Genomic DNA, 25,444 nt, shown 5'->3' with positions numbered 1-25,444 from the left:
ATTGTAAAATCGCAAAAATTTTAAAAAGAAAGTAAAAATGGAAATTTGGAACGACATTTATAACCACTTTAACCCAGTCGCCTTTAGCGTCTTTGGCTTTAGCGTGCACTGGTATGGGCTTATGTATATCTTAGCCCTTGTTTTGGCGCTTGCCATGGCAAAATATCTCGTTAAAAAAGATAAAATCCCAATCTCAAATCAGCTTTTGGATAATTACTTTTTTTGGGTAGAGATAGGCGTTATTTTAGGCGCTAGGCTTGGCTGGGTTTTAGTCTATTCAGGCGAAGTAAGCTACTACTTGACACAACCTTGGCAAATTTTTAATCCATTTCATAACGGCGAGTTTATAGGAATTCGTGGCATGAGTTACCACGGAGCAGTAGTTGGCTTTTTGCTTGCGACATATCTATTTTGCAAAAGGTATAAACAAAATTTATGGCAGCTACTTGACCTTTGTGCCGTTTGCATACCTTTTGGCTATACATTTGGCAGGATTGGGAATTTCTTAAATCAAGAGCTTTTTGGACGAGTTACGGATGTGTCTTGGGCGATAAATGTTTTTGGGCAACCAAGACATCCTAGTCAGCTTTATGAGGCATTCTTAGAAGGTTTAGTTATTTTTATTATTTTATTTTTATATAGAAAATTTAAGAAATTTAATGGCGAGCTGATCGCGCTTTATGCTATTTTATACACTTTTGCAAGATTTATTTGCGAGTTTTTTAGAGAGCCTGACTCAGGGCTTGGATTTATTATTTTTAATCTTTCAATGGGTCAAATTTTATCACTTATCATGTGTGGTTTTGGAATTTTTATTTATGCCATGCTTTATAAAAAATTTTCAAAGCTCTAATATAAGTGTTTAAAAAATATTAAAGTAAAAATCTGATAGTATTAGCTTTATCAATTAATACTAATATTTAAATTAGTATTAAGAAATGATAATTTATTTCAAATTTCTTAGGAGGGCTCATGACCGGGCTTATAGAAGGTTTTTTGGGAAAACGGTCGGACGACAAAAAAAGTCGCACTCCAGCCGCTTGGGATAGATGGCAAAGTATTACAGGGTTTATTTTGGCCTGTTTTATATTGTGCCATATGGTTTTTACTTCTACTATACTACTTGGTAAAGACGCATTTAACGCTGTCGTAGGGTTTGCGGAGGCTAAATTTTTATTTGGAGAAGCTACTTGGTGGATCACTAACGTCATAGCTGCGGTAATATTTGCCATTTTTATCGCTCATGCATTTTTAGCTATGAGAAAATTTCCAGCAAACTACAGACAATATCTAATGTTTAGAGGCCACAAAGACCGCATGAAGCACCTTGATACTACGCTTTGGTGGTTTCAGTTTTTAACCGGTTTTGCTCTATTTTTTGCAGCCAGCGCACACCTAGTGGATATAGTCTTTGGTGGACACATCACTGCCGACAAATCAGCGGCTGCATTTCATCAATTAGAATTTTTTTACTTCGCGCTACTTGTTTTTATGGTCGTTCACGCTAGTATCGGTATGTACCGCTTGTATGTCAAATGGATAAGCATTGATGGTGCAAATAAGCACGAAATGTTTGCCAAAAGAAATAAGGCAAAAACAATTGTATTTGCCGTTTATGGCATACTTGCTATAATTGCGCTAATCGCCGATTTCGTGTGGATCAGCCATTAAAAAGGAGCTAGAAGATGAATGTAAAATATTATGATGCATTGGTAATTGGTGGTGGTCTAGCTGGTCTTAGAGCTGCTGTGGCTGCTGGAGAAAAGGGCTTAAGCACCGTCGTTTTAAGCCTAATACCTGTAAAACGCTCACACTCTGCGGCTGCGCAAGGCGGTATGCAAGCCTCTTTGGGAAATTCAAAAATGAGCGAAGGCGACAACGAGGACGTACACTTTGCCGACACGGTAAAAGGTAGCGACTGGGGTTGCGATCAGCAAGTCGCGCGTATGTTTTGTCAAACCGCGCCTAAGGCGATCCGCGAGCTAGCTGCTTGGGGCGTGCCTTGGACTCGTATAACAAAAGGCGAGAGAAGCGCTATCATCAACGCTCAAAAAACGACTATCGTAGAAAAAGAAGAGGTTCACGGCCTTATCCACTCACGCGACTTTGGCGGAACTAAAAAATGGAGAACATGCTTTACGGCCGACGCCACTGGTCACACTATGCTTTTTGCCGTAGCGAACGAAGCTCTAAAGCACAACGTCGAAATTCATGACAGAAAAGAAGCTATCGCACTAATCCACGCAAACAACCGCTGTTACGGCGCGATCGTTCGCGATCTAGTTAACGGCGAGATCACGGCTTACGTCGCAAAAGGCACGCTAATCGCTACGGGTGGCTACGGTAGGGTTTATAAACACACCACAAACGCAGTAGTTTGCGAGGGTATCGGCGCGGCCATTGCTCTTGAGACCGGCGTTGCTCAGCTAGGAAATATGGAAGCGGTGCAGTTTCACCCGACTCCGATCGTTCCAAGCGGAATTTTGCTAACCGAAGGTTGCCGCGGCGACGGCGGAATTTTACGCGACGTGGACGGATACCGCTTTATGCCTGATTATGAGCCTGAGAAAAAAGAACTAGCTAGCCGCGACGTCGTAAGTCGCCGTATCATGGAGCATATCCGCGCTGGTAAGGGCGTACCTAGCCCGTACGGATATCACGTTTGGCTAGATATCTCGATCCTAGGACGCGAGCATATAGAGAAAAATTTACGCGATGTTCAAGAAATTTGTGAAATCTTTAACGGCATCGACCCTGCCGATACCGAAGTATATACCGACGAAAACGGTCGCCAACGCGGTAAAGGCTGGGCGCCGATCCTTCCTATGCAGCACTACTCTATGGGCGGCATAAAAACTAAGCCAACTGGCGAGAGCCCGACGCTAGCGGGTCTATTTAGCGCCGGCGAGGCTGCGTGCTGGGATATGCACGGATTTAACCGTCTAGGCGGTAACTCCGTTTCAGAAACGGTGGTCGCTGGTATGATCGTTGGGGACTATTTTGCCGACTACTGCGGCAGCCACGAGATAGATATAAATACCGCAGATATCGAAAAATTCGTTAAAAAAGAGGAAGACTATCTAAAGAGCCTAGTCGAAAAAGAGGGCAAATTTAACGTATTTGAGATTAAAAACAAGATGAAAGACATCATGTGGGAGCACGTGGCGATCTTTAGAACAGGCGAAGGTCTAGCCGTAGCGGTAAAAGAGCTAGAAGAGCTTTATAAACAATCTTTAGACGTCAAAGTTACAAACAAGGCGCTATTTGGCAACCCTGAGCTTGAGGAGGCCTACCGCGTACCAAAGATGCTAAAACTGGCCCTTTGTATCGCAAAAGGCGCGCTTGATCGCACCGAGAGCCGTGGTGCTCACTGCCGCGAGGACTATCCGAAACGCGACGACCTAAACTGGCTAAACAGAACCCTAACCAGTTGGAAGGAGGGCGATACGCTACCGACTATCGTGTATGAGCCACTTGATATTATGAAAATGGAGATGCCACCAGCATTTAGAGGCTATGGTGCGAAAGGTAATATTATTGAGCATCCAGATAGTGCCATCCGCCAAAAAGAGGTTGATGAAATTCGTGAGAAAATGCAAGCTGAAGGTAAGAGCAGACAAGAAATTCAAGAGGCTTTAATGCACTATGATCTTCAACCAAAATACAAAGCACCGAACGAAAGAGCAGGAATAGGATATGAGTAGAAAAATAACCATAAAAGCATTTAAATATAATCCGTTAAGCAAAATTTCAAAGCCGCATTTTGCGACCTACGAGCTAGAAGAGACTGATGGTATGACATTATTTATCGCGTTAAATATGATTCGCGAGAAATTTGACCCAGATCTTAGCTTTGACTTTGTTTGTCGTGCTGGAATTTGTGGAAGTTGTGGCATGCTTGTAAATGGCAAGCCAAGATTAGCGTGTAGAACTCTTACTAAAGATTTTGAAAGCGGAGTAATTGAGCTTATGCCTTTGCCGGTATTTAAGTTACTAAAAGACTTAAGCGTAGACACCGGCAACTGGATGAATGCGATGAGTAGGCGTGTGGAGAGCTGGATACATACAGATCACGAGACCGATATCTCTAAGCTTGAGGAAAAGGTTGAACCTGAAGTAGCGCAGGAAGTATTTGAGCTTGACCGCTGCATCGAGTGCGGTATCTGCGTAGCTGCGTGCGGTACGGCTATCATGAGGCCTGATTTTATAGGTGCGGTCGGACTTAACCGCGTAGCTAGATTTAAAATCGACGCATTAGATAAACGAACCGACGAGGACTTTTATGAGCTTATCGGCGACGATGACGGCGTGTTTGGCTGTATGACGCTACTAGGTTGCGAGGATAACTGCCCTAAACACTTACCACTTCAAAGCCGCATAGCTTATATGCGTAGAAAAATGGCTGCTATAAAGTAGCAAAGGGGCTGTAAAAGCCCCAAATTTACTTCTAAATTTATTAAAAAAGATTGCAAATAGATGCCAAAAGGCATAAAAAGATATCAATAGATAAAAATAAGAAAAATAAAAATATCAAAAATGGGATTGAAAAGAGTGTGCCCATTATATAACCAAGTGGAAATGCGATAAATATAAAGACGATTCCAACACCAGAAACAAAACAAAAAATTAGCGCAAATATCGTAGCAAAGGTATTTACAAATAAGCTACTATTTTCTAAAAGAAAATTTGTTAGGCCAAGACATCTCATGTTTTGATTATAGCTTTTAAGCCAAAAAATTTATATAATTTCAAAAATTTGCTTCATTTAAGGATATAAAATGTTACCAAGCTATAAAGATATGATGCTACCTATTTTAGAATTTGTCGCACAAAAGAAAGAGGCAAATAGAGCTGAAATTTCTAAATTTATAATTGAGTATTTTAAGTTAAAAGACGAAGATATTTTACAAAAAATAAAAAGTGGAACTTTTACATATATAAGCAGGACGGGCTGGGCTTTATCCTATCTGGCTACAACAGCACAAGTAAAATCAAAGCCAGAAAAAGTACCGCTTCAAAAAGTTGGTAGAAGCCTATTTGCCATAACAAATTTTGGCAAATAGCTAGTAAGTAGCAAGGACAAAAAGAGCAAATTTCTCTCTTGGTACGATGAAATTTACAAACAAGAGATAAGGCAAGAGAAAAAAGAAGCCACAGAAAATACTCCAGATGACAATATAGATGAAGCGCTTTGCAAGATAAAAGAAGAGCTAAAAAGTGAAATTTTATCTAGCATTTTAGAAAAAGAGCCAAGATTTTTTGAATACCTTGTAACAAAGCTACTTGAAAAGATGAATTATGGAGCTGGAAACCTCACAAACAAAGGCCCAGACGGCGGGATAGATGGCATCATAGACGAAGATGAACTTGGGCTTTCTAAAATTTATATCCAAGCAAAAAGATACAAAGACGGCATTAATATCCGTAGGCCAGAAATTCAGCAGTTTATCGGCGCTATTTCAAATAAAAATACTAAAAAAGGCGTCTTTATCACTACGGCAAAATTTACTAAAGAAGCTGAAAATTTCGCCAAAGATAATCAAAATTTTAGCGTGGTTTTGATAGATGGCGACAAGCTTGCAGAGCTAATGATAAAATACAAAGTCGGAATTCAGACAAGCCAAATATATGAAATTTGCAAAATCGACACCGACTTTTTTGAGGAAAATAATTTTTAAAATTTTAAGCCATAAAGCACTACTACGTATATTTATTGCAAGTTGCTACTTGGGATCATTTCGGTCTTGCTTTATTTGTGAGTTTAAAAGACAAATTTAAATCTTTACTAATGCCAAAATAGTCTAAATTTACCAGCTTAAAATGCTTTTTAAACCAAATTTTACTCTTATAAACGCCGTCTAAATTTTAAGTGTTATAATTACAGTGAAATAACGATTTTAAGGAGAGGATATGCAATCTCGCATAATCACTGGCGTTTTGATGTTTGTTGCTATTTTAGTAGTTTTTTTTATTGATAATTATATTTTAAATTTTATCTTGCTCGGCGCTGTGCTTTATTTTGCATTTAATGAGTCGCTCAAGCTTTATAATATCGATCACAAACAGCTAGTTTTTGCCGCACTTGCTTTTTATGTGCTTACATATTTTACAAATCCAATTTTCATAGCGATCCTTGCTATCATGCTGGTTGCTTCGATCCTAGCTCACATAAAAAGTGAAAATTTAAAGCTAGTCGCACCTTTTGTCTATCCAACCACGCCTATCTTTATGATGTGGATGCTTTACTCAGAGTATGGCGTAGGCTATCTTGTATGGCTTATTTTAAGCGTAGTTGCAAGCGATAGTGGCGCATTTTTTGTTGGCAAAATGTTTGGCAAACATCAATTTAGCCCAAGCTCACCAAATAAAACAATCGAAGGTGCAGCAGGCGGTGTGGCGATAGGCACTGTAATTGGCTGCATTGTTGGAAATTTTGTAACTGAAGGATTTTTTCAAATTTTATTCTCAAGCTTTTTAGTTTGCGTGTTTGCGGTTTGGGGAGATCTGTTTGAGAGTTACCTAAAAAGACTTTGCGGCGTCAAAGATAGTGGTTCGCTCTTCCCAGGACACGGTGGCATGCTTGATAGGATAGATGGCTATTTATTTGGCGTAGTTGCCCTACTTTGGTCGCTCTCGTGGTAATACTTGGCTCAACTGGTTCAATAGGCAAAAACGCCCTTAATCTTTGCGAAAAATTTGGCGTAGAGGTTGAGGCGTTAAGCTGCGCTAAAAATGTAGATTTACTAAATGAGCAAATTTTAAAATTTAAACCAAAATTTGTCTGTATAGGCGATGAAAAACTAGCTAAAAATGTAAAAAACGTAGAAGCTAAAAATATCTTTTTTGGTGAGGCTGGACTACTACAAATGCTAGAAATTTCAAGCTCAAAAAAGGTAATAAACGCCCTTGTTGGCTTTGCCGGCCTTGCTCCTAGTCTAAAGACACAAGCTCTTGGCAAAAGACTTGCGCTTGCAAACAAAGAGAGCCTTGTTGTTGGCGGCAAATTTCTAAAAACTAGAGAAATTTTACCAATAGACAGCGAACATTTTGGACTTAAATTTCTACTTGAAAACAAAACTGTACCAAAAAGACTCATCATTACAGCAAGTGGCGGCGCATTTTATAAAAAGTCGATCAAATTTCTAAAAGACGCCACGCCAAGTGACGCACTAAAACACCCAAACTGGGATATGGGCGCAAAGATAACGATTGATAGTGCGACGATGGCAAATAAGCTTTTTGAGGTGATGGAAGCTTACTGGCTTTATGGTATCAAGGAGATCGAGGCTGTGATAGAGCCAACTTCTGCGATACATGCCGTAGTTGATTTTATAGACGGCTCAAGTACGATGCACCTCTCGCGACCTGATATGAAGCTAGCTATCGCTCATGCTATGTTTGAAAATATCAGTAAAAATATCGTTTCACATGCAAATTTACTTGATCTAAAAAATATAAAATTTCATAAAATCAGCCTTAAAAAATATCCCATTTTTTCGCTAAAAGATGAAGTACTAGCAAACCCTGATCTAGGTGTAGTGATAAATGCTGCAAATGAGATTGGAGTATTTAGCTTTTTAGAGAAAAAATGCTCGTTTTTGGATATCTCAAGGCTCGTTTTAAGCTCTGTTAAAAATTTTAGAAATATTAAAATTTCAAATATTGATGAAATTTTTGAAGCTGATAAAGAAGTTAGAAATTACGCAAAAAGGATGTTAAATGCAAAGGTATGAGGGTTATAAATTTGATCCCAAACAAAGCTTAATCGGCGTTCAGTTTTTATTTGTCGCCTTTGGTGCACTGGTATTAGTGCCGATACTTACGGGACTAGATGCAAATGTAGCTCTCTTTACAGCCGGTCTTGGCACGCTACTTTTTCAGCTAATCACTAGAAAAAATGTTCCGCCTATTTTTTTAGCAAGTTCCTTTGCTTTTATCGCGCCACTTCAGTACGGTATCGAAAAATGGGGCATAGCCGTGACGATGGGTGGAGTTATATTTGCTGGATTTTTCTACGTTGTTTTAAGCCTTGTGGTTCGATTTGGCGGAGAGAAAATTTTGCATAAAATTTTGCCTCCAGTTGTCGTTGGTCCAGTCATCATGACAATAGGCCTTATCCTTGCTCCAAATGCCGTCAAAATGGCAACATCGGCCACTGAAATTTATACTCAAAATGAGGCGATGATTGTCGCTGGCATTTCGCTAGTGGCTACTATTTTGGTAATGATGCTTGGGCGTGGCATGTTTAGGCTTATACCTATTTTGCTTGGTATTATCGTCGGATACATCGTAGCTTACTGCTTTGGCATGGTTGATTTTGCCCCTATCTTTAATGCACCTTGGTTTAGAATGCCAAATTTCACTACACCAAAATTTGAGTTTGAAGCGATCATTTATATGATACCTATCGCTATCGCTCCAGCGATCGAGCATATAGGCGATATGCTTGCTATCTCAAATGTTACAAAAGAAGATTTTCTAAAAAATCCAGGCCTTAAAAACACGCTCCTTGGAGATGGTCTTGCCACTTCGCTTGCTGCTTTTTTTGGTGGCCCGCCAAACACTACATACTCAGAGGTCACAGGCGCAGTTAGCCTTACAAAAGCTTATAATCCAGCGATCATGACCTTTGCAGCGATCACTGCCATCGTACTAGCCTTCGTTGGTAAGCTAGGAGCGGTGCTCTCAACTATCCCAGCCCCAGTCATCGGCGGTATCATGCTGCTACTTTTTGGCATCATCGCAAGCGTTGGTATGGAAACACTTATAAAAAATAAAGTCGATCTTGCAGACCCTAGAAACATGATAATCGTAGCCCTCATCTTCATCTTTGCCATCGGTGGCATGGTGCTTGACCTTGGAGCGGTTAAATTTTCAGGTATCGGACTTGGTGCAGTTACTGGCATAGTTTTAAATTTGCTTTTACCAAAAACAAAGCATTACGAAGGATATTAATGCGTAAATTTTTACTTTTTTTACTAACCTTTGCCACTGCTAGTTTAGCCAATACTTTAGACTATGCGCTTATCAAAAAAGGTGAGCCAAGCGAAAACACGATGTTGTTAATCGGTGGCATTCAAGGCGATGAGCCAGGTGGATTTTTGGCAGCCTCTATCGTAGCCACCGACTACAACATCACAAAAGGCTCGCTTTGGGTCGTGCCAAATTTAAATTTCCCAAGCATAATCGAGCGAAGTCGTGGCACAAAAGGCGATATGAATAGAAAATTTGCCCATGTCGATAAAAACGATCCTGATTACAACTCAGTAATGAAGATAAAAGATGTCATCACCGATAAAAACGTCACGCTCATCTTAAATTTACACGATGGAAGTGGCTATTACAGAGATAAATTTATAAATAAAGACGAAAATCCAGATAAATGGGGCAATACTTGCATAATAGATCAAAGCACGCTTCCTGGCTCAAAATATCCAGAGCTTGAAAGTATCGCCTCAAGCGTAAAAGATGTGCTAAATAAGCATCTAATAGATCAAAAACACCAGTATCACATCAAAAATACGCATACTGCAATGGGTGATAAAGAGATGCTAAAAAGCCTAACTTACTATGCTATCACTCAAAATAAATCAGCCTTTGCAAACGAAGCTAGTAAAAATTTAAACGCCGAGCAAAGGACTTATTATCATCTAATCGCCATTGAAGAATATATGAAAAAGGCTGGCATTAGCTTTACTAGGCCGTTTAATCTTGATGTTAAAAGCGTAAAAAAGGCAATCGAAAAAGAGATTAGACTCGAGCTTGAAAATTCATACGCGATAAGTCTTAAAAATCTAAAGCCTTTAATAAATTTTGTCCCGCTTAAAAAAGGCGAGTTAAATTACAGCTCACCAAATCCGCTAATAGCCGTCATAAAAGAAAATGGTAGCTTCAAAGTGCAATACGGCAACCGCTTTGTTACTAGATTAAAACCACAATATTTTGAGTTTGCAAAGCCACTTGAGGAAATTTTACTAATAAGCGACGGTAGCGAGTTTAAATTAAAAAGTGGCGATAAATTTAGCGTGAAAAAGAGCTTTAAAATAAAATCACTTAAAAACGTGCGCGTAAACGTCATAGGATATGGCACAAAAAGTATAGATGAGAGCGAGCAAGAAGTGGCTAAAAATAGCCTAAATAAAAGCTATAGCATCGATAAAGATAGCAAAATTTATAGAGTCGAGTTTTATAAAAACGAAGATGGCAAAGAGAAATTTGCTGGCATGATCTTAGCGGAGTTTAAATGATACTTGGCATCGAAAGTAGCTGCGATGATAGCTCGGTCGCACTAATAGATGAACGCACTTTAGAGAAGACTTATTATAAAAAAATTTCTCAAGAGGAGGAGCACGCTATCTTTGGTGGCGTGGTTCCTGAGCTTGCAGCAAGACTTCATACAAAGGCACTACCGGCACTTTTAGAGGATATCTTGCCAAATTTTAAAGAAATAAAAGCGATCGCTGTAACAAATGAGCCGGGTCTTAGTGTGAGCCTAATAGGTGGCGTCAGCATGGCAAAAGCATTAAGCGTGGCTCTTAATATCCCGCTAATCGCTGTAAATCACCTAGTTGGCCACATCTACTCACTATTTTTAAATCGCGAAGTCACCTTTCCACTTGGCGTCCTGCTAGTTAGTGGCGGGCATACGATGATCTTAGAGATTGACGAAAAGGGTGAAATCATTGAGCTAGCAAGCACTAGCGATGATAGCTTTGGTGAGAGCTTTGACAAGATTGCTAAAATGCTTGATCTTGGCTATCCAGGCGGTGTCGTAGTTCAGCAAAATGCCCTACTTTGCAAAGACAAAGAGAGGTTTCATTTTACCATTCCACTTCTTCATGACAAACGCCTTGAATATAGTTTTTCAGGGCTTAAAAACCAAGTCAGAGTTGAAATTTCAAAGCTAAAAAGTATCACACAAAAGGATATCGCAGATATTTGCTACGCCTTTGAAAATACTGCCTGTGAGCACATTTTAAACAAGCTTGAAAAGGTCTTTTGTTTAAGAAATTTTAAGCGTTTTGGCGTAGTTGGCGGAGCAAGTGCAAATCTAAATTTACGAAAAAGGCTTGAGATGCTTTGTCAAAAAAATGAGTGCGAGCTTTTACTAGCTCCACTTGAGTTTTGCTCTGATAACGCCTTGATGATAGCAAGAGCGGGGCGTGAGAAGTACCTAAAAGGCGAGTTTGTAAGCCATAGCGAGCTAAATATAAATCCAAGAGTTAGCTTTAAAAAGCTTGAGTTAAATTAAACTTTTTAAAAAACATAAAATTTTGCGCCTAAATCTTGATAGCTTCGTAAGTAAAAACGTAATAAAATCTAAAAAATTTCAAAAAAAGAATCTTTAATGGACGAGTTTTTAAATCACGCTTGGCATTTAAATAAAATTTACGCCAACACTGATGCGAGCGTGCCTTTCTACCCAGATCTACTGGCGCTTCTTTTATCTTGTGATGAGAAAAATTTAGATGAGTTTATGGCCCTTGCCGAGTTTAGAACTATCTTAAAAAAGCTAGGCGTTGGACTTGATATCTTTAGCATACAAAGTGCCCAGCTAGCTACGCTAAAAGCACTAAATGAGGCAAAAATTTCAAGCGATGAACTTGTAACCCGCTTACAAAAGCTACGTGATGAAAAGATAATTGGCCATGAAAAATTTGATTTTTTAATAAAATTTATAAGCAAAAACTCAAATCAAAATAAAGCTGAAATTTCTAATGCGAAGCCAAAAGATCACTTTCACAAGAGCTTGGATTTTCTAAATGAGATAAATGAAAAAGCAAGCATGCTTGATGAAGATAAAGAATTTTTACTAGCTTTAAAAAACGCTAAAAAAAGATCAAATGAAACGCTTTTTAACATCGCAGTAAGTGGCGTCATAAACTCTGGCAAATCAACCCTTTTAAATGCCCTTTTAAACAAACGTGTTCTTGGTGCTTCAAATGTACCTGAGACTGTAAATTTAACCATCTTAAAGTACACATCAAATAGCCATGCAAAGGTAAATTTTTATAGCCCAGACGAGCTAGAAAAGCTTGGACTTTCAAGCGAAAATTTACCAGCTAGTAGCGTAGAGATCAGCCTAGATGAGATCAAAAACTATACGTCTTCAAGCTCAAAAACAGCAAATCTCGTAAAAAGCGTTGAGCTTTATGATGACTTGGAGCTTTTAAGAGATAATGTCTGCATTATAGACACTCCGGGCATAGATGATGCGATCGTTTTAAGAGAGCAAATAACTACAAATTTTATGAAAGAGTGCGACCTTTTGGCTCATCTCATGAATGCTTCGCAAAGTGCAACGCAAAAAGACGCACTATTTTTGAAAAAATGCCTTAAAAACTCGCACATCGTAAGAGTTGCTATCGTGCTAACTCACGCTGACGAGTTAGACGCAAAGGATATTAATGAAACGCTTAACTACGTAAAAAAGGCGATTGGCGAGCAGATAAATGATATAAAGATAGATTATTTTGTGCTTAGCGCGAAAGCTTATCTTGATGGCGCTTTAAATAGTGGTGTGCCGGAGTTTAAAGAGTATCTTTACGATGTACTTTTTGGCAAAGACTCTAAAAAATCAGCTCTAATTTTAAGCTCATATCAAAAAGAATTGCAAAATATTTTAAAAGCAAAGCTCGAAGTCACAAAGGCTGAAATTTTAGAGCTTAAGGCCTTTGGTTTAGAGCTAGAAGCTTTGCAAAACGAGCAAGCAAATATCAAAAATTCTCTTAATGAAAATTTCACAAAACTTGAAAGGCTTTTAGAAAGCGAGCTAAAAAAACTCGATGATAAAAATGCAAAAGATATCTATAAAATGGGGCTTGAAGCACTACTACAAAATCTAAATGAAAAGCTTAAGAGCGAGATCACTTACTGCAAAAATAAAAGAGAAAATTTAAATCTAAAACGTCTTACACAAATAGCAAAAACTACACTTTGTGACGGAGTTGCGGTACTCATGAGAGAGGCTAGAAATGAAACTTTGGTGCAGATAAAGTCATGCGAGCAAAATATCGCTTTAAGTTTTGATGGCTTTAATGTGAGTGAAAATAAAATTTTTAGTATAAATGACTTTTTAAAGCAAATGGGCGTGGATCTTGATTTTAGTGAGCTTTTAGATGAGCTTGAAGCCAAAATTTTAAGCAAAAATGAGCCAGATGAGGCACTTTTAAGTTTAAGACAAAATTTACTTAACAATAAAAGCATATCGCGGTTTTGTGAGATGCTAGCAGAACATGAAAAAAAGCTGCTAAAAGAGCGAGTAAAGGCTTATGAAATGAGTCAAAAAGAGGCTTTAAATAAAAGGCTTTTAGTTCTCAATGAAAAACTTAATGAGCTAAATTTACAAAATCAAAGCTCAATTTCAAAGCTTAAGCAAAAGACCTCCTTGCAAGATGAAATTTGCTCACTTTTAGAGGATATTAAAAATGTTTAATGAGTTTATAAATGCCTACAAAGCGAGATATTTTAAGGTCTTTACAAATGATTTTAAGGGTGAGCTAGCTAGGCTCGTAAATGACCTAAACGATCCTAGTTTGCATATAAGCGAGCAGATAAAAGATAACTTAAATTTACTAATAGACACTCTAAATGAACCACCGCTAATAGCTGTTATTGGTCAATTTTCAAGTGGAAAATCAACGTTTTTAAACGCACTTCTTGGTCAAGATATCTTGCCATCAGGACTAACTCCAGTCACCGCAAAGGCTGTGAGGCTAAAATTTGCAAAGATGCCACTTCTAAGCGTGAAATTTATAAACGGTAGCGAAAGCCTGCTAGCAAGTAGCGATCTAACCGAGCTAAATAAGCTAGGCGAGCAAGTTTCTGGTATGACGCTTTATGCGCCAAGTGAAATTTTAAAAGAGATAAATTTCATCGACACTCCTGGGTTAAACTCGCTAAGAGACGCTGACACAAAAGAGACAAAAAATACACTAAAAAAGGTTAGTGGCGCTATATGGCTAAGCCTTGCAAATAACGCCGCAAAGGCAAGCGAGCTTGAAAGTATCAAAGAAATTTTAAAAGCCAATGATCTAAAAGCGATCTGCCTAATCAACCAAAAAGATAAGCTAAGTGAGGAAGAGCTTGAAAGTTTGCTAAAACACGCTGGGCAAACTTATGGCGAGCTTTTTGAGGATATCATCGCTATATCATCAAAGCAAGCCCTTCTTGGCATTATAAATAATGATAAAAGCCTACTTGAAGCTTCAAATTTTAATGAAGCTCTAAAGGCTATTAAAGAGTGCTTTTTAGACAAGAGCTTTAAAGAAAATTTCATAAAAGCAAGGGCAAAAAAGATCGTAAAACTCCTAACCAACGAGCAGAAAAAACATCTAGAAATTTATGATAATGCGCAGTTGATTTTAGATGAATTTAGTGGCTCATTAGATGATAGGCTGGAGGCGATAAAAGAGGAGTTTAAACCAAAGATCGCTTTAAGATATAGTCAAATGAGTGAAGTTATAAAACTTGCTGCCGATGAGGTATTTAAGCTACTTAAGCCTTTTTCAAAAACAAAATTTAACGCTTCAAAGACGCTTTTAAACAAAGAAATTTATAAGCGTGAAAATTTTGAGGTAATAAGTCTTGATAGCGACGAAGTCTTTTCAAAACTTATATACGAAGATGTGGTTTTTAATAAATTTTTTAAACGCTACAAAAAAGATCTAAAAGAGCTAGAAAATGCAATAACCTCGGCATTTAATGAGCTTTATAAAAATTTAGAGGATAAATTTTTAATATACAAATCTCGCTATGAAAATTACGCTAGCTTTGATGATCAAGTCTTGGCTTACGAAACAAAATCCATAAATACCTATGCCGGACGGACATATGAAAATTTTTTAAGAGAGTATGAAACGGCTAAATTTAAGGCTATACAAAAGGTCTCTTTGTTCTTTGAAAAGCTTGATATAAAGCTAGCCTCAAACTATGAAAACGCGCTCAAACTCGCGGTTTATTTTATAAAACAAAAGATAGAAAAGACGCTAGAGTCGCATCTGCAGATGAATACGCCACTTTATATTCCAAGTGCAAAAGACGTCTATGAGCGTATGCTTGATGCGTTTAGCCTTTATGAATTTGAAGCTTTAATGTGCTCAAATAGCTCGTTTTTAAATAAAATTTTGCTTGATATAAAGAGCGATTTTAATGAAATTTATACTTTAAAAATAGCAATGCTTGATGACTTAAAAGCAAGAGTTAAAGAGCAAATTTCAAAGATTGAAGAGCTTTGTGAAAATTCATTGCTATTAAGATAAATAAAATTTTTAAAACTTAGAGCTATCCATTTAAGGATAGCTTTTATTTTATGCGTGCATTATGCCGATCTTTGGTGCGTCAAATGCAGTTACACGCTTTGGCACGCCTTTAAATTTCTCGACATCCACAAGGCTTGTGTGAGCGGTGTTGCTCTGGCTCATCTTGCTTGATGGCACGTCTTTTGTGAGCACATTTAAATTTCCGTGCAAGCAAAGGCTCTTTTCACCCGGTTTTTCAGGGTCATACCACGCACCTTCGCTTACTATTACGACATTTTGTGGCACATCCTCGGTCACAAAGGCACCGCACAAAATTTCTCCCCTGTCGTTAAATACACGCACCACGTCGCCCATCTTTATCCCTCTAGCCTCAGCTGTTTTTGGATTTATAAGCACTGGCTCGCGCTCTGCGATCTCGTTAAAGTTGCGAAGCACGGAGTTATTTAGCTGTGAGTGAAGCCTAAATTTAGAGTGCGCGCCGCTGATGGCGATAGGGTATTTTTTATTTTTTGCGCCAAGCCACTCAAATGGCTCAAGCCAAGCTGCATGCGGTGGGCAGTCATCATAGCCAAAGCCAGCAACCGTCTCAGAGTAAATTTCTATCTTGCCAGATGGCGTTTTTAGCGGATTTGCCACTGGATCGTCACGGAATTTCTTATAGTTTGTAAAGTAGCGTTTTTTCTCATCGATCTTGTCAAATCTAAAGTATCCCTTCTCCCAAAATTCCTCAAAACTTGGCATACTCTCATACCCAAGCTCGATAGCCTTTTTAACGGCATCTTCATATATTGTCTTGACCCACTCTAGCTCGCTTTTACCCTCGCTAAATGCCTCTTCCCTGCCCCACTCTTTGGCAATCAGCCTTGCGATCTCGAAGTCACTCTCGCTCTCGCCAAATGGCTTAACAAGCGGCTTCATCGCAAATAGATACTCACTCGTTGAGTTTGCCATCTCGATGTCTGTTCGCTCATATTCAAGCGCAGCTGGCAAGACAATGTCGCTAAATTTAGCTGTACTTGTCCAAAACGGCTCGCAAGTGATGATAGCATTAACGTTTCGCATAGCTTTTATCGCTCTATTTGCGTCAGGATGCCTTGTGAAAGTCGAGCCATTTGCGTTAAACATCACTCTAATCTTTGGCAGTTTATAGCTCTTGCCGTTTCTTGTTATCTCCTTGCCTGGGCTTAGAAGCGCGTCTATTAGCCTTGAGTTTGGCATGTCATAGCCCTTTGTCCTTGGTACCAGCCCGCTATCAATAAATTTTTGAGGTACCTTCGTCTCAAATGTCGCTAGTTTAGGCGCTATGAAGCTCTCATCAGCATTTTTGTGCATGCCGTCATTTGTGACAAAACCACAACCCTCTTTACCGATGTGTCCAAGCATCGCATTTAGTGTCACAAGCGCCCAGTATGCCATCTCACCGTGATCTTGTCTTTGAATGGCGTAGCCACTAATTATCACTGAGTCGTTTTTGACTAGATCTTCGCTAAATTTAGCAAGATCCTGCTCGCTCACGCCACAAATTTTGCTTGCCCAAGCTAAATTTTTATTGACCCCGTCAGTTTTGCCAAGCATATAGTCTTTAAATTTATCAAAGCCAACTGTGTATTTTTCTATAAATTCTTTGCTGTAAAGCCCTTTTTCATAAAGGTAGTTACACATACCTATCATCATAGCTGTATCGGTGCAAGGCACGACTTCAAGGTATTTTGAGTCAAAGTACTTTGCGCTATCGTTGTGATAAACATCGACGCTATAAATTTTCATCTCGCCACTCGCGCCTTTTTTTCTGATCTCATCATAGTATTTATATGAGTTGTGAAGTGGCACGCCAATGGCGATCTTGTTTGAAACGACTGGGTTTGTGCCCCAAAATACGATCGTTTTGGCGTTTTTTAAGATAGCCTCCCACTTTGTTGGCACTAGCGCAGGATCGACAAAGCCAGTGACGTGAGGCATAATGACAGTCGCTGCGCCGTATGAGTAGCCACCTAGCTCATTTACGTAGCCACCAAGCACATTAAGTAGCCTTTTTGCGGTCTTTTGGCTGTGGCCAACTTTGCCAAGGCTACCCCACTGATAAACCTGTCCGTAGATCGCTTCAGCACCGTATTTATCAAAATTTTCTTTTAAAATTTTTGCACTTAGCTTTATGGCCTCGTCCCAGCTCACACGCACAAATTCTTCTTTACCACGAAGCTCTGGTTTTGGGTTGTTTGGATTGGCTAAAAAGCTCTTTCTAACAAATGGATATTTTACTCTGCTCTCGTTTTGGATGTAGTCAATGACTGCGTTATTTAGCTCGTTTGGATAAGCATCGCCCTCAAATGGCACGGTCTCGACCACGCGCCCTGCGATAGTTCTTACGTAAAATGGGCCAAATTTATTTGCGCTTAGTCCGCTTTGTTTGTCAAATAACGCTTGCTCTGCGCTTCCAAGCTCTTTTGCTTGAAGGCTAGCCGCGCCTAATGCGCTTAATCTTAAAAAGTCTCGTCTTTTCATTTTCTCTCCGATTTTGGTTAAATTTATTGTTTTTGATTGGTTTTAGAAATTATAAATTTAGGGTTTTGTATCATTTCATCGTTTAAAGGCCTTGTAATGTAATACGCAAACTTGCATCTAAATTGTGCTATTTTAGCCAAAAATTTTTAAAGGATGGGCAGATGATTGGATTTTATGTAAACTTAAAAATTAAAGCTGGTTTTGAAGCAAAATTTGAAGAAATTTTAAAAGAGATCGTGCCAGCTTCAAGGAAAGATAAAGGCTGCATAAGCTACGAGTGCGGCATGGTTGTGGGCGGTAAAAATGAATACTGCTTTATGGAAATTTGGGAAGATCTTGCAAGCCAAAAAGAGCATATGAAAAGCGTTCATATGGTGAAAAACGCAGCTGCGCTGGAGGCTTGCAAAGAGAGCCAAGAGGTAAAAATAGTAAATTTTGTAAGCGTAAAGGAATAATATTTGCTTTAAAAAGGGCAAAATCCACAAAAAATGAGCGAAGAAAAAATGCTTGAGATGATAAATGCGACTGCTGATATTATATTTATGGCCGTACTTAGGGGACGAGTAAGCTTTGAGGCTTGCAAAAAAGATAGGGAATTTATCGACTCTTTAAGAGAAGAGCTACTTGGCAAAAATCCAAATAAATTTAAAATCGCCCAAAACTCATACCAAATGATCGCCATTTTTGAAAAATACCGCAATAAAAAATAATTCCACTTAAAATTTAAATCCATTTGCCGATATAGTGTTAAAGGATTTGACATGATAAACGCACTAAATGGATTTAACCAAAGCTTTAGCTATCAAGACGCTTTTAGTAAGCGCCAAGCCACAAACACGAATTTAAACAAAGTAGAAATTCCCGCTGAAACTGCGGACATCAAGCATCTACCGCTCTCTGGCTACTCATCAAATGATAAAATTTCTATCTGGGGCAAGATAAATGGACTTGATAGTGGGGTGAACAAAGATGAAATCTCTAGCCTTAAAAATTTCATTGATAGTACGAAGCTTTGGCGACTAAACTCCATCATCACTAGCGAGAAAAACGGCTTTAGCGTAGATGAGTTCATCAAAAATCACAAAATGAACGTAAATAACAAAATAACTAACAATGCTTTTGGTGCTCTTTATCTAAGCCGTGAGGCTACAAATTTACTAGACTCTGATCTAAGTATCGATGAGTTTAAAGATAAATGGCTGGAATTTACCGCCGAAAGGATACTTGGCGAGCATGCAAATGTAAAAATTTCTTTTAAAGACGGGGCTTTACATTACGAGCAAAGCTCGGATAAAAAACGTATAGAATTCTTAGGTCAGCCTATGTTGCACCGCGTAAGCTACGCTGATAAAAATAGCAAAGATGAGTTTTTAAAATTTCTAAAAACAAGTTATGAAAAGGGCGAGAGCATCGCTGATGTGCTTCAAAATATCGCTCTTACGCCAGTTAGAGAAAATGGCGATGAAGAGATAGAAGAAGAGAAATTTAAGCCTATGCAAGTTACCAAAAAGAGCGTAACTTACACAGATAAAGATATCAAACGTGAGTTTTTTGAGGAATTTATCAGGCGCGAGGTCGAAAATGGAGCGAGCTTTGATGATCTAGTACAAAAGCTAAACAAGCTAAAGCCAAAGGATATTCTCGCTTAGCTTTGGCTTTAGGCTGAAATTTTAGGGGCTAGCTTGGCTCTTTAAATTTCTACTTAGATTTGAATTTAAAAAGCCAATTTAGCCAACTAATTTAAAAAGCTAGCTTATCTTAATAAATTTTTACTCGCGTTTAAATTTTAAGAGTCAGCCAGCTGCCCCCAAAATTTCTACTTCGGATTATTTATACTTATCACCATATTTTTCTCATCAAGATATAGCTTTGCAGCCTCTTTGATGTCCTCATTTGTGATAGCTTTTACCGCACTTATGTACTCATCAGCCGTATAAAGTGGCGTGTTAAAAATTTTATTTGAGATGATGAGCTTTTGCCAGAACTCAGGCTTTTCGTAATCTTTTTTTATAGAAATTTCACTCTGTGCTTTATAGTCCTCCAAATGCTTTGGCAAGATCGCACCACTACGCTTTATGCTAGCTATTATCTGCTTTATCTCGGCGATGATCTTGTCTGTATTTGCAGGATCGCAAGTAAAGCTAATTAGCATATCTGAATGCTCAAAAGGATAGCGTGAGAGCTTGGTATTTAGGCTAAAACCGTATGTTTGGCCCTTATCTTCTCTGATCTTTTCTCGAAGCGCTGTTTTTAAAATTTCGCTTAATGCCCTTAGTTTAATCGCTCCTTCAAAGCTATATTTTGCATCAGAATTTATGATGTTTATGCTAACATCGCTTCTTTTTGTGCTTTGATACTCCCTTGTAAATGTATGCTGCCCCTTGATACTTCGCACGCCATCGTCTTTAAAATTTTCAGCCTCGCCAAGCTTTGGCAAAGTGGTAATATACTTTTTAACAAGCGGCAAAAGCCTCTCTTCGTCGGTATCACCGATGATTACAAAAGTATATGAGGCTGCGTTTGTAAATTTATCTTTGATAATCTCTTTTAGCTCATTTAGCTTTAACGCATCGATATCAGCCATCTCAAGCGGCGCGACACGTTTATTGTTTTCATAAAAAAACTTGCTAAATTCGGTGCTAAATTTATATTCAGGCAAATTTTGCTCTTTACTTAGCTCATCTTTTGCTCTTTGCTTTATCCTCTCAAGCACGTTTGCATCGGCTTTTGGAGCGTTAAATTCTAAATTTATAACAGCTAGCAGTGAGCTAAGATCGCTGGTGCTTGATGAGCCATAAATACCTTGTGTGAGCGCTTCTATGCCCTTTTCATAGCTTACGATCTTTCCATTTAGTGCCTTTGAGAGCTCATAGTTATTAAATTTACCAACGCCACTCTCGTTCGTAAGCGCAACTGCAAAGCTACCAAGCTTTGGATCAGTCAAATTTGATGTGCCTCCTTTGCTGACGGCTGCAAACAAAACGCTATCTTTTTTAGTAGCTAGTGGCTTAAAGATAACTTGCGAGCCATTTGACATTTTGTAGGTATAAATTCCATTTTTTTCATCAAAACTTCTTGAGTTTATCTCTTTTGGCTCTAAATTTTCATTGCCTAGGCTCTTATCGTTGTTGCTAGCAGATAGACTTGTGTTATAAGCAGGAGCCTTGGCAAAAAGCTTTAAAAACTCATCTTTGCTAAGCTTATAACCATCTTTGCTAAAAATTCTTACACGTTCATCAGAAATGGCCAAAATTTGCCTAAATCTATCATTCACGTCAGCTAATGTAATCTCGTTTAATAGCTTTAAACTAAGCTCTTTGTCGTCTTCGTCGCTTAACACAAAGCCACCATTTTCTATCATATTTAAAATTTGTCCTGCGTAAGCACTTGATTTTTTAGTCTTTGAGCGTTTAAATTTTGCATCTACATTTGCCGCAAACGCCTTTTTTACATCTTCAAAATCATCTTTATTAAAGCCAAACTCTTTAATGCCTTTTATAACACCAAGCATATCTTTAAGGCTTGCGTTAAAATCGCCTCCAAGTACATTTGTTTCAAAACTATAAATTTTCTGCTTTGCTTGAAGTGTTTGAGCTATAAAATCAGTGCTTAAATTTGATGAATTATTTGCATTTTTTTGCTCATAAAGCATATTTATTAGGCTTGCGATAAGTGCATCTTCTAGATTTCTCTTTGCATCAGCTTCATTTAAAACTGGACTAAATTTATCAAAATAGCTAAGTCTAACTAGCTCCATTCCAGTTTCATTCGAGTCATAGTTAAAAATATTTAAACCATTTTTAAAGCTAATATTTTTTTCTGGATGAATGTAAGAATTTGTATTTTTTGCTTGGCTAAAGCTTTTTTCGATTAAGTTTTTTATCTCATTTTTATCAAAGTCGCCAACAGCAACAAAGCTCATAAATCTTGGCTGATAAAGCCTCTCGTAAAATTCTTGCATGTGCTTAGCATCTACGCTTTTGATGACGTTCATATCGCCTATTGGTACTCTTTTTAGATAGATGCTGCCCTCAAAAATATCCTTTGTTTGAGCCAAATAAAGCCTATATCCTGGCGTATTTCTCTGACGCTCCTCTTCCATTATGACGCCACGCTCTTTATCAAGCTCCTTAGGATCGATTTTAACGCCATCTATCCAATTCGAAAAGACCTTAAACGTATCTTGTAAATTTTTCTCATTTACATTAATCGTTAAGACATAGCTCGTCTGATCGTAGCTCGTCTGTGCATTTAGATCAGCTCCAAATTTTACACCAAGGCTCTCAAGCTGCTTAATGAGCTCATTTTTGCTAAAATCACGGCTACCATTAAATGCCATGTGCTCCAAAAAGTGAGCAAGACCTTGCTCGCCATCTTTTTCATCAGTTGAACCAGAATTTATAACAAGATAAAAAATAGCTGTTTTTTGTGGAAATTTATTCTCTTTGATATAGTATTTTAGCCCGTTTTTTAGCTCTCCATTTAACATATCTTTATCGTTTTGAAGCGCAAAAAGACCCATTACTAGACAAAAAAGCAACAAAATTTTTCTCATTATTTTCCTTTTTAATTTTAATCGATAGACAAAGCAGAATTTAGTATAAGCCTGCAAATTTGCAGGCTAGAAGATTATTTTAGATCGTATTTTTTAAGTAAAGCTTCGTAGCTTCCGTCTTTTTTCATATCATCTAAAATTTGATTTATTTTTTCTATTAACGCGCTCTCTTTTCCTTTATCAAAAGCTATTGAAAAGCCCTCGCTACCATCAACTTCTTTGAAAAATGCTTCGAGTTCTGGATTTTTCTTGATAAAGCCATATCCGATAGAGCTATCAAGGATGACTGCATCAAATTTACCAACTTTTAATCCCATGATAAGTGGCACAGTATCCTCTGAAGGCACTACTTTTACGCCATTTATAGCATTTGCTGCTATCTCTTGGACGGTGCCTTGTTGCACGCCAACTCTTTTGCCAGCTAGCTCTTCTTTAGCTTTTAATGCGTCATTATCTTTTTTCTTTAGATAAAGATTTTCAGTTAGATAGTATGGCTTTGTAAAATCAATCGATTTTAATCTATCTGAAGTCGCACTCATCGCACTTATGATGCCATTTATTTTGCCAGCTTTAAGTGCTGGGATAAGGCCGTCAAAACTCATATTTATGATCTTATATGAAAAGCCTGCACGCTTTGAAATTTCATCGATTAGCTCGATGTCAAAGCCTGTTATTTTGTTATTTTCATCGATATATTCAAATGGTGGGTAGTTCGCCGCTGTGCCAAATTTTAGCTCATTTGCACAAAGAGCAACAAAAGCTGTGAGTAAAAGAGCAAAGATCTTTTTCATAATAGTGTCCTTTAAGGTGATTTAGTGGCTTAATTATCAGTATTTCTATATTAAAAATTGTTTAAATCCGTAATAAAAGAAAAATGCTATAAATAATCGTATAGCAAAGTAGCATATAAATTTTTATAGATAAGTTCTATCCCTTAATTATTTTAAGGGATAGAATAATAGGAGCTCTAAGAGTAAGTCAAAGATTAAAATTTACTTTTTCTAACTTCGTTTACTATTGCCTTAGCCATATCGTCAACATCAGATGTTACTTCATTTGCTTTATTGACAATTACTACATTTTCTTTTGTAAGTGTGTCTATTTGAGCAACTGATTGATTTATCATGTTAATTCCTTCACTTTGCTCTTTTATAGATTCACTCATTTCATTGATTGATTGAGCTAGTACATTTGTATTTGCTTCGATCTCTGTTAGAGATTTTTGAGTTCTCTCTGCTAGTTTTCTAACCTCATCTGCAACAACCGCAAAGCCTCTGCCGTGCTCTCCTGCACGTGCTGCCTCGATTGCGGCATTAAGAGCTAGTAAATTTGTTTGATCAGCTATATCTCTAATAATAGTTATGATGTTTTTAATCTCATCACTTTGTCTAATAACATCAGATGTTTTTTGAGATATTGCATTCATTGAACTTGACATTTGCTCTACTGCGGCAGCAGACTCTTGAAGTGAGTTTGCTTGTACATTTGCGCCTTGAGTTAGTTCTTTCATTGACTGGCTTAAAGCCTCAGCCTTTTCTTCTAGCACATGAGCTTGATCTAAATTTGCCCTTAACATCTTGGCTATCTCTTCACCAAGAGCATTTATACCAACCGCCATTTTGCCATCATCTTCAAGCCTTTTAGTAAAGTCTTGTTTTTTAAAGCTTTCTAGTAGATTTAACACGTCATCGCCATTTTCCGCAATAGCATGTTTAAGTGCGATTTGTAAGTCTTTGAAAGTTTGTTTTAGCTGGCTAAGTGCAGGGTTTGAAGTATCTGCATTAAGCTGAGCTACGTAGTTACCTTTGCCGATTTGATTTACAAAAGTATTTGCTTCTTTAATGAAATTATTTTGCTCAGATAAATTTGCCTCGATTTGTTTGATATTCTCATTTATCAGCGCACTCATCTGTCCGATCTCGTCGCTACCACTACGATCCAAAAATTCAGCTTTATTAGTTTTATTATTTAAAAAGTCAAAAAACTTAACTAAGCCATTTTTAGTCTGATCTATGCCAGAGATCAAATTTTTACCTATCAATGTAGATACTAGCAACATAAGCAAAATACAAATCGCAATCACTATTGAGCTAAAAATAAGTTGGGCATTTGCTTCACTTTTTATATGTTGTGCATCTTTTTGCATACTATCAAGTAGTTTAAGCTCAAGCTCTCTCATAGCATCTATTGAAATGCTTATCTTTGAAAACCAACTCGCTGCGTCATAAGATGCATCTTCAGTAGTAACTACATTTTTAATAATATTTATAGCATCTATAAAATCGGCCTTTTTTCTAGCGATGGCATCAAATTCATCGCTAAATTCTTTTGGATTGTAATCGTCAAAATCCTGCATAAATTTATTTATAACACTATTTAGTGCAACTACTTTGTTATAGTCATCTTTACTTATGCTCTTTTTAGTAAAAATTCCATTTAAAGTAGCACGCAAAATACCAAAAGACTCTTTTATCTCACCAACAATAATGATACGCTTTAGATCATCTACCAAGCTAGGCTCAAGCTTATCACTATATCCATTTATAGCAATGACCTCTTTTCTTAAAATTTTTGTTATACGACTAATTAGATCATTGCCGCTTTTTTGATCTACATTTGAGCGGATACTATTTATCTCTGGAGCTATTTCATTTTTCTCTTCAAGCTTATCAAGCGCAGCATCTACTTTTTTACGCTGCTCTAATAAATTTTTATTATCCCCTCCTGCTAACACACCTGAGCTAAATCCGCGTTCTTTTTGCATCTCATGGATAAAATTATTTTGATTTATGATTGTATCCACGATTTTCTCACTAAACTCTGCTTTTGAGCGAGTCTTTAAGATACCATTTAGCATGTATGCACTCATGATACCAAGGCCAATAAGACTGACGATAACTATCGCCATAATCTTAGATTTAATACCTAGATTATTCATTTTCTCTCCTTTTAGTTTTTCTTAATATCTGCTTCAAAAATAAAGTCGTATGACTTTAATACTTAAAATTTATCAACCAAAAAATACTTTTGGTTATTTTTATAAAAAATATTGATTAACGCATTTATGTAAAATTTTAATTTATATTTAGCTTTATTAAATAGTAGTAGTTTTTTAACAAAGTTATTA

19 protein-coding genes and 2 pseudogenes are annotated in these 25,444 nt (G+C 37.6%); 16 read left to right on the top strand and 5 right to left on the bottom strand.

Features of this window, described 5'->3' with window-relative positions; translation table 11 throughout:
- The first annotated feature begins 37 nt into the window (after positions 1–37).
- The 13 genes from lgt (at position 38) to CYP28_RS09560 (ending at position 15,260) form a co-directional block, all read left to right on the top strand.
- A complete protein-coding gene (gene lgt / locus CYP28_RS09620; RefSeq protein WP_103593997.1) occupies positions 38–853 on the top strand; it encodes a prolipoprotein diacylglyceryl transferase in 816 nt (271 codons plus the stop codon).
- 119 nt (positions 854–972) lie between these two features.
- Entirely contained in the window at positions 973–1,671 is a 699-nt protein-coding gene (locus tag CYP28_RS09615; RefSeq protein ID WP_103580243.1) for a fumarate reductase cytochrome b subunit, read from the top strand.
- Between the two features lie 14 nt (positions 1,672–1,685).
- Positions 1,686–3,704: a fumarate reductase flavoprotein subunit gene (locus CYP28_RS09610; RefSeq protein WP_072595155.1), complete on the top strand. Its 2,019-nt coding sequence runs from the start codon at positions 1,686–1,688 to the stop codon at positions 3,702–3,704.
- The gene (locus CYP28_RS09605) at positions 3,697–4,416 is read left to right on the top strand and encodes a fumarate reductase iron-sulfur subunit (protein WP_021091811.1); all 720 of its coding nucleotides are present in this window, start codon (positions 3,697–3,699) and stop codon (positions 4,414–4,416) included. The genes CYP28_RS09610 and CYP28_RS09605 overlap by 8 nt, the downstream gene beginning before the upstream one ends.
- A gap of 362 nt (positions 4,417–4,778) precedes the next feature.
- Positions 4,779–5,063, top strand: a complete 285-nt coding sequence (locus tag CYP28_RS10715; RefSeq protein ID WP_180997966.1) for a winged helix-turn-helix domain-containing protein — start codon at positions 4,779–4,781, stop codon at positions 5,061–5,063.
- 51 nt (positions 5,064–5,114) lie between these two features.
- Entirely contained in the window at positions 5,115–5,678 is a 564-nt protein-coding gene (locus CYP28_RS10710) for a restriction endonuclease (RefSeq protein WP_343219161.1), read from the top strand.
- A gap of 232 nt (positions 5,679–5,910) precedes the next feature.
- Positions 5,911–6,642, top strand: a complete 732-nt coding sequence (locus CYP28_RS09590) for a phosphatidate cytidylyltransferase (protein ID WP_103593995.1) — start codon at positions 5,911–5,913, stop codon at positions 6,640–6,642.
- On the top strand, positions 6,624–7,733 hold the full coding sequence (gene dxr / locus CYP28_RS09585; protein ID WP_103593994.1) for a 1-deoxy-D-xylulose-5-phosphate reductoisomerase: 1,110 nt from the start codon (positions 6,624–6,626) through the stop codon (positions 7,731–7,733). Before CYP28_RS09590 ends, dxr begins: the two co-directional genes overlap by 19 nt.
- On the top strand, positions 7,720–8,955 hold the full coding sequence (locus tag CYP28_RS09580; protein WP_103593993.1) for a uracil-xanthine permease family protein: 1,236 nt from the start codon (positions 7,720–7,722) through the stop codon (positions 8,953–8,955). Before dxr ends, CYP28_RS09580 begins: the two co-directional genes overlap by 14 nt.
- Complete coding sequence (locus CYP28_RS09575) at positions 8,955–10,247, top strand: M99 family carboxypeptidase catalytic domain-containing protein (protein ID WP_103593992.1); 1,293 nt, start codon at positions 8,955–8,957, stop codon at positions 10,245–10,247. Before CYP28_RS09580 ends, CYP28_RS09575 begins: the two co-directional genes overlap by 1 nt.
- Positions 10,244–11,251: a tRNA (adenosine(37)-N6)-threonylcarbamoyltransferase complex transferase subunit TsaD gene (gene tsaD / locus CYP28_RS09570; RefSeq protein ID WP_103593991.1), complete on the top strand. Its 1,008-nt coding sequence runs from the start codon at positions 10,244–10,246 to the stop codon at positions 11,249–11,251. The genes CYP28_RS09575 and tsaD overlap by 4 nt, the downstream gene beginning before the upstream one ends.
- Before the next feature lie 96 nt (positions 11,252–11,347).
- A complete protein-coding gene (locus CYP28_RS09565) occupies positions 11,348–13,435 on the top strand; it encodes a dynamin family protein (protein WP_103593990.1) in 2,088 nt (695 codons plus the stop codon).
- On the top strand, positions 13,428–15,260 hold the full coding sequence (locus CYP28_RS09560; protein WP_103593989.1) for a dynamin family protein: 1,833 nt from the start codon (positions 13,428–13,430) through the stop codon (positions 15,258–15,260). Before CYP28_RS09565 ends, CYP28_RS09560 begins: the two co-directional genes overlap by 8 nt.
- A gap of 48 nt (positions 15,261–15,308) precedes the next feature.
- On the opposite strand, the gene CYP28_RS09555 is transcribed toward CYP28_RS09560, so the two are convergent.
- On the bottom strand, positions 15,309–17,762 hold the full coding sequence (locus tag CYP28_RS09555; RefSeq protein ID WP_103593988.1) for a molybdopterin-dependent oxidoreductase: 2,454 nt from the start codon (positions 17,760–17,762) through the stop codon (positions 15,309–15,311).
- A gap of 161 nt (positions 17,763–17,923) precedes the next feature.
- On the opposite strand from CYP28_RS09555, the gene CYP28_RS09550 reads away from it, so the two are divergent.
- The 3 genes from CYP28_RS09550 to CYP28_RS09540 are packed head-to-tail and all read left to right on the top strand — an operon-like array spanning position 17,924 to position 19,411.
- Complete coding sequence (locus tag CYP28_RS09550; RefSeq protein WP_103593987.1) at positions 17,924–18,217, top strand: putative quinol monooxygenase; 294 nt, start codon at positions 17,924–17,926, stop codon at positions 18,215–18,217.
- 33 nt (positions 18,218–18,250) lie between these two features.
- A complete protein-coding gene (locus CYP28_RS09545; protein WP_021091847.1) occupies positions 18,251–18,472 on the top strand; it encodes a hypothetical protein in 222 nt (73 codons plus the stop codon).
- A 51-nt stretch (positions 18,473–18,523) separates the two neighbouring features.
- Positions 18,524–19,411, top strand: coding sequence for a hypothetical protein (locus CYP28_RS09540; protein WP_103593986.1), 888 nt, complete (start codon positions 18,524–18,526; stop codon positions 19,409–19,411).
- A 167-nt stretch (positions 19,412–19,578) separates the two neighbouring features.
- Here the strand turns inward: CYP28_RS09540 and CYP28_RS09535 are convergent, their stop codons facing one another.
- The 4 genes and pseudogenes from CYP28_RS09535 to CYP28_RS10935 form a co-directional block, all read right to left on the bottom strand.
- Entirely contained in the window at positions 19,579–22,317 is a 2,739-nt protein-coding gene (locus CYP28_RS09535) for a M16 family metallopeptidase (RefSeq protein ID WP_103593985.1), read from the bottom strand.
- Positions 22,318–22,391: 74 nt separating this feature from the next.
- The gene (locus CYP28_RS09530) at positions 22,392–23,108 is read right to left on the bottom strand and encodes a transporter substrate-binding domain-containing protein (protein ID WP_103593984.1); all 717 of its coding nucleotides are present in this window, start codon (positions 23,106–23,108) and stop codon (positions 22,392–22,394) included.
- Positions 23,109–23,302: 194 nt separating this feature from the next.
- Positions 23,303–23,914, bottom strand: a pseudogene (locus tag CYP28_RS10940) (methyl-accepting chemotaxis protein); the annotation flags it as partial.
- A 555-nt stretch (positions 23,915–24,469) separates the two neighbouring features.
- Positions 24,470–25,081, bottom strand: a pseudogene (locus CYP28_RS10935) (nitrate- and nitrite sensing domain-containing protein); the annotation flags it as partial.
- Positions 25,082–25,444 lie beyond the last annotated feature (363 nt).

Source organism: Campylobacter concisus, from assembly GCF_002914195.1.
GTDB lineage: Bacteria > Campylobacterota > Campylobacteria > Campylobacterales > Campylobacteraceae > Campylobacter_A > Campylobacter_A concisus_M.
The sequence above is the reverse complement of the archived record's forward strand: the minus strand, read 5'-3'. Positions and strand labels throughout refer to the sequence as shown.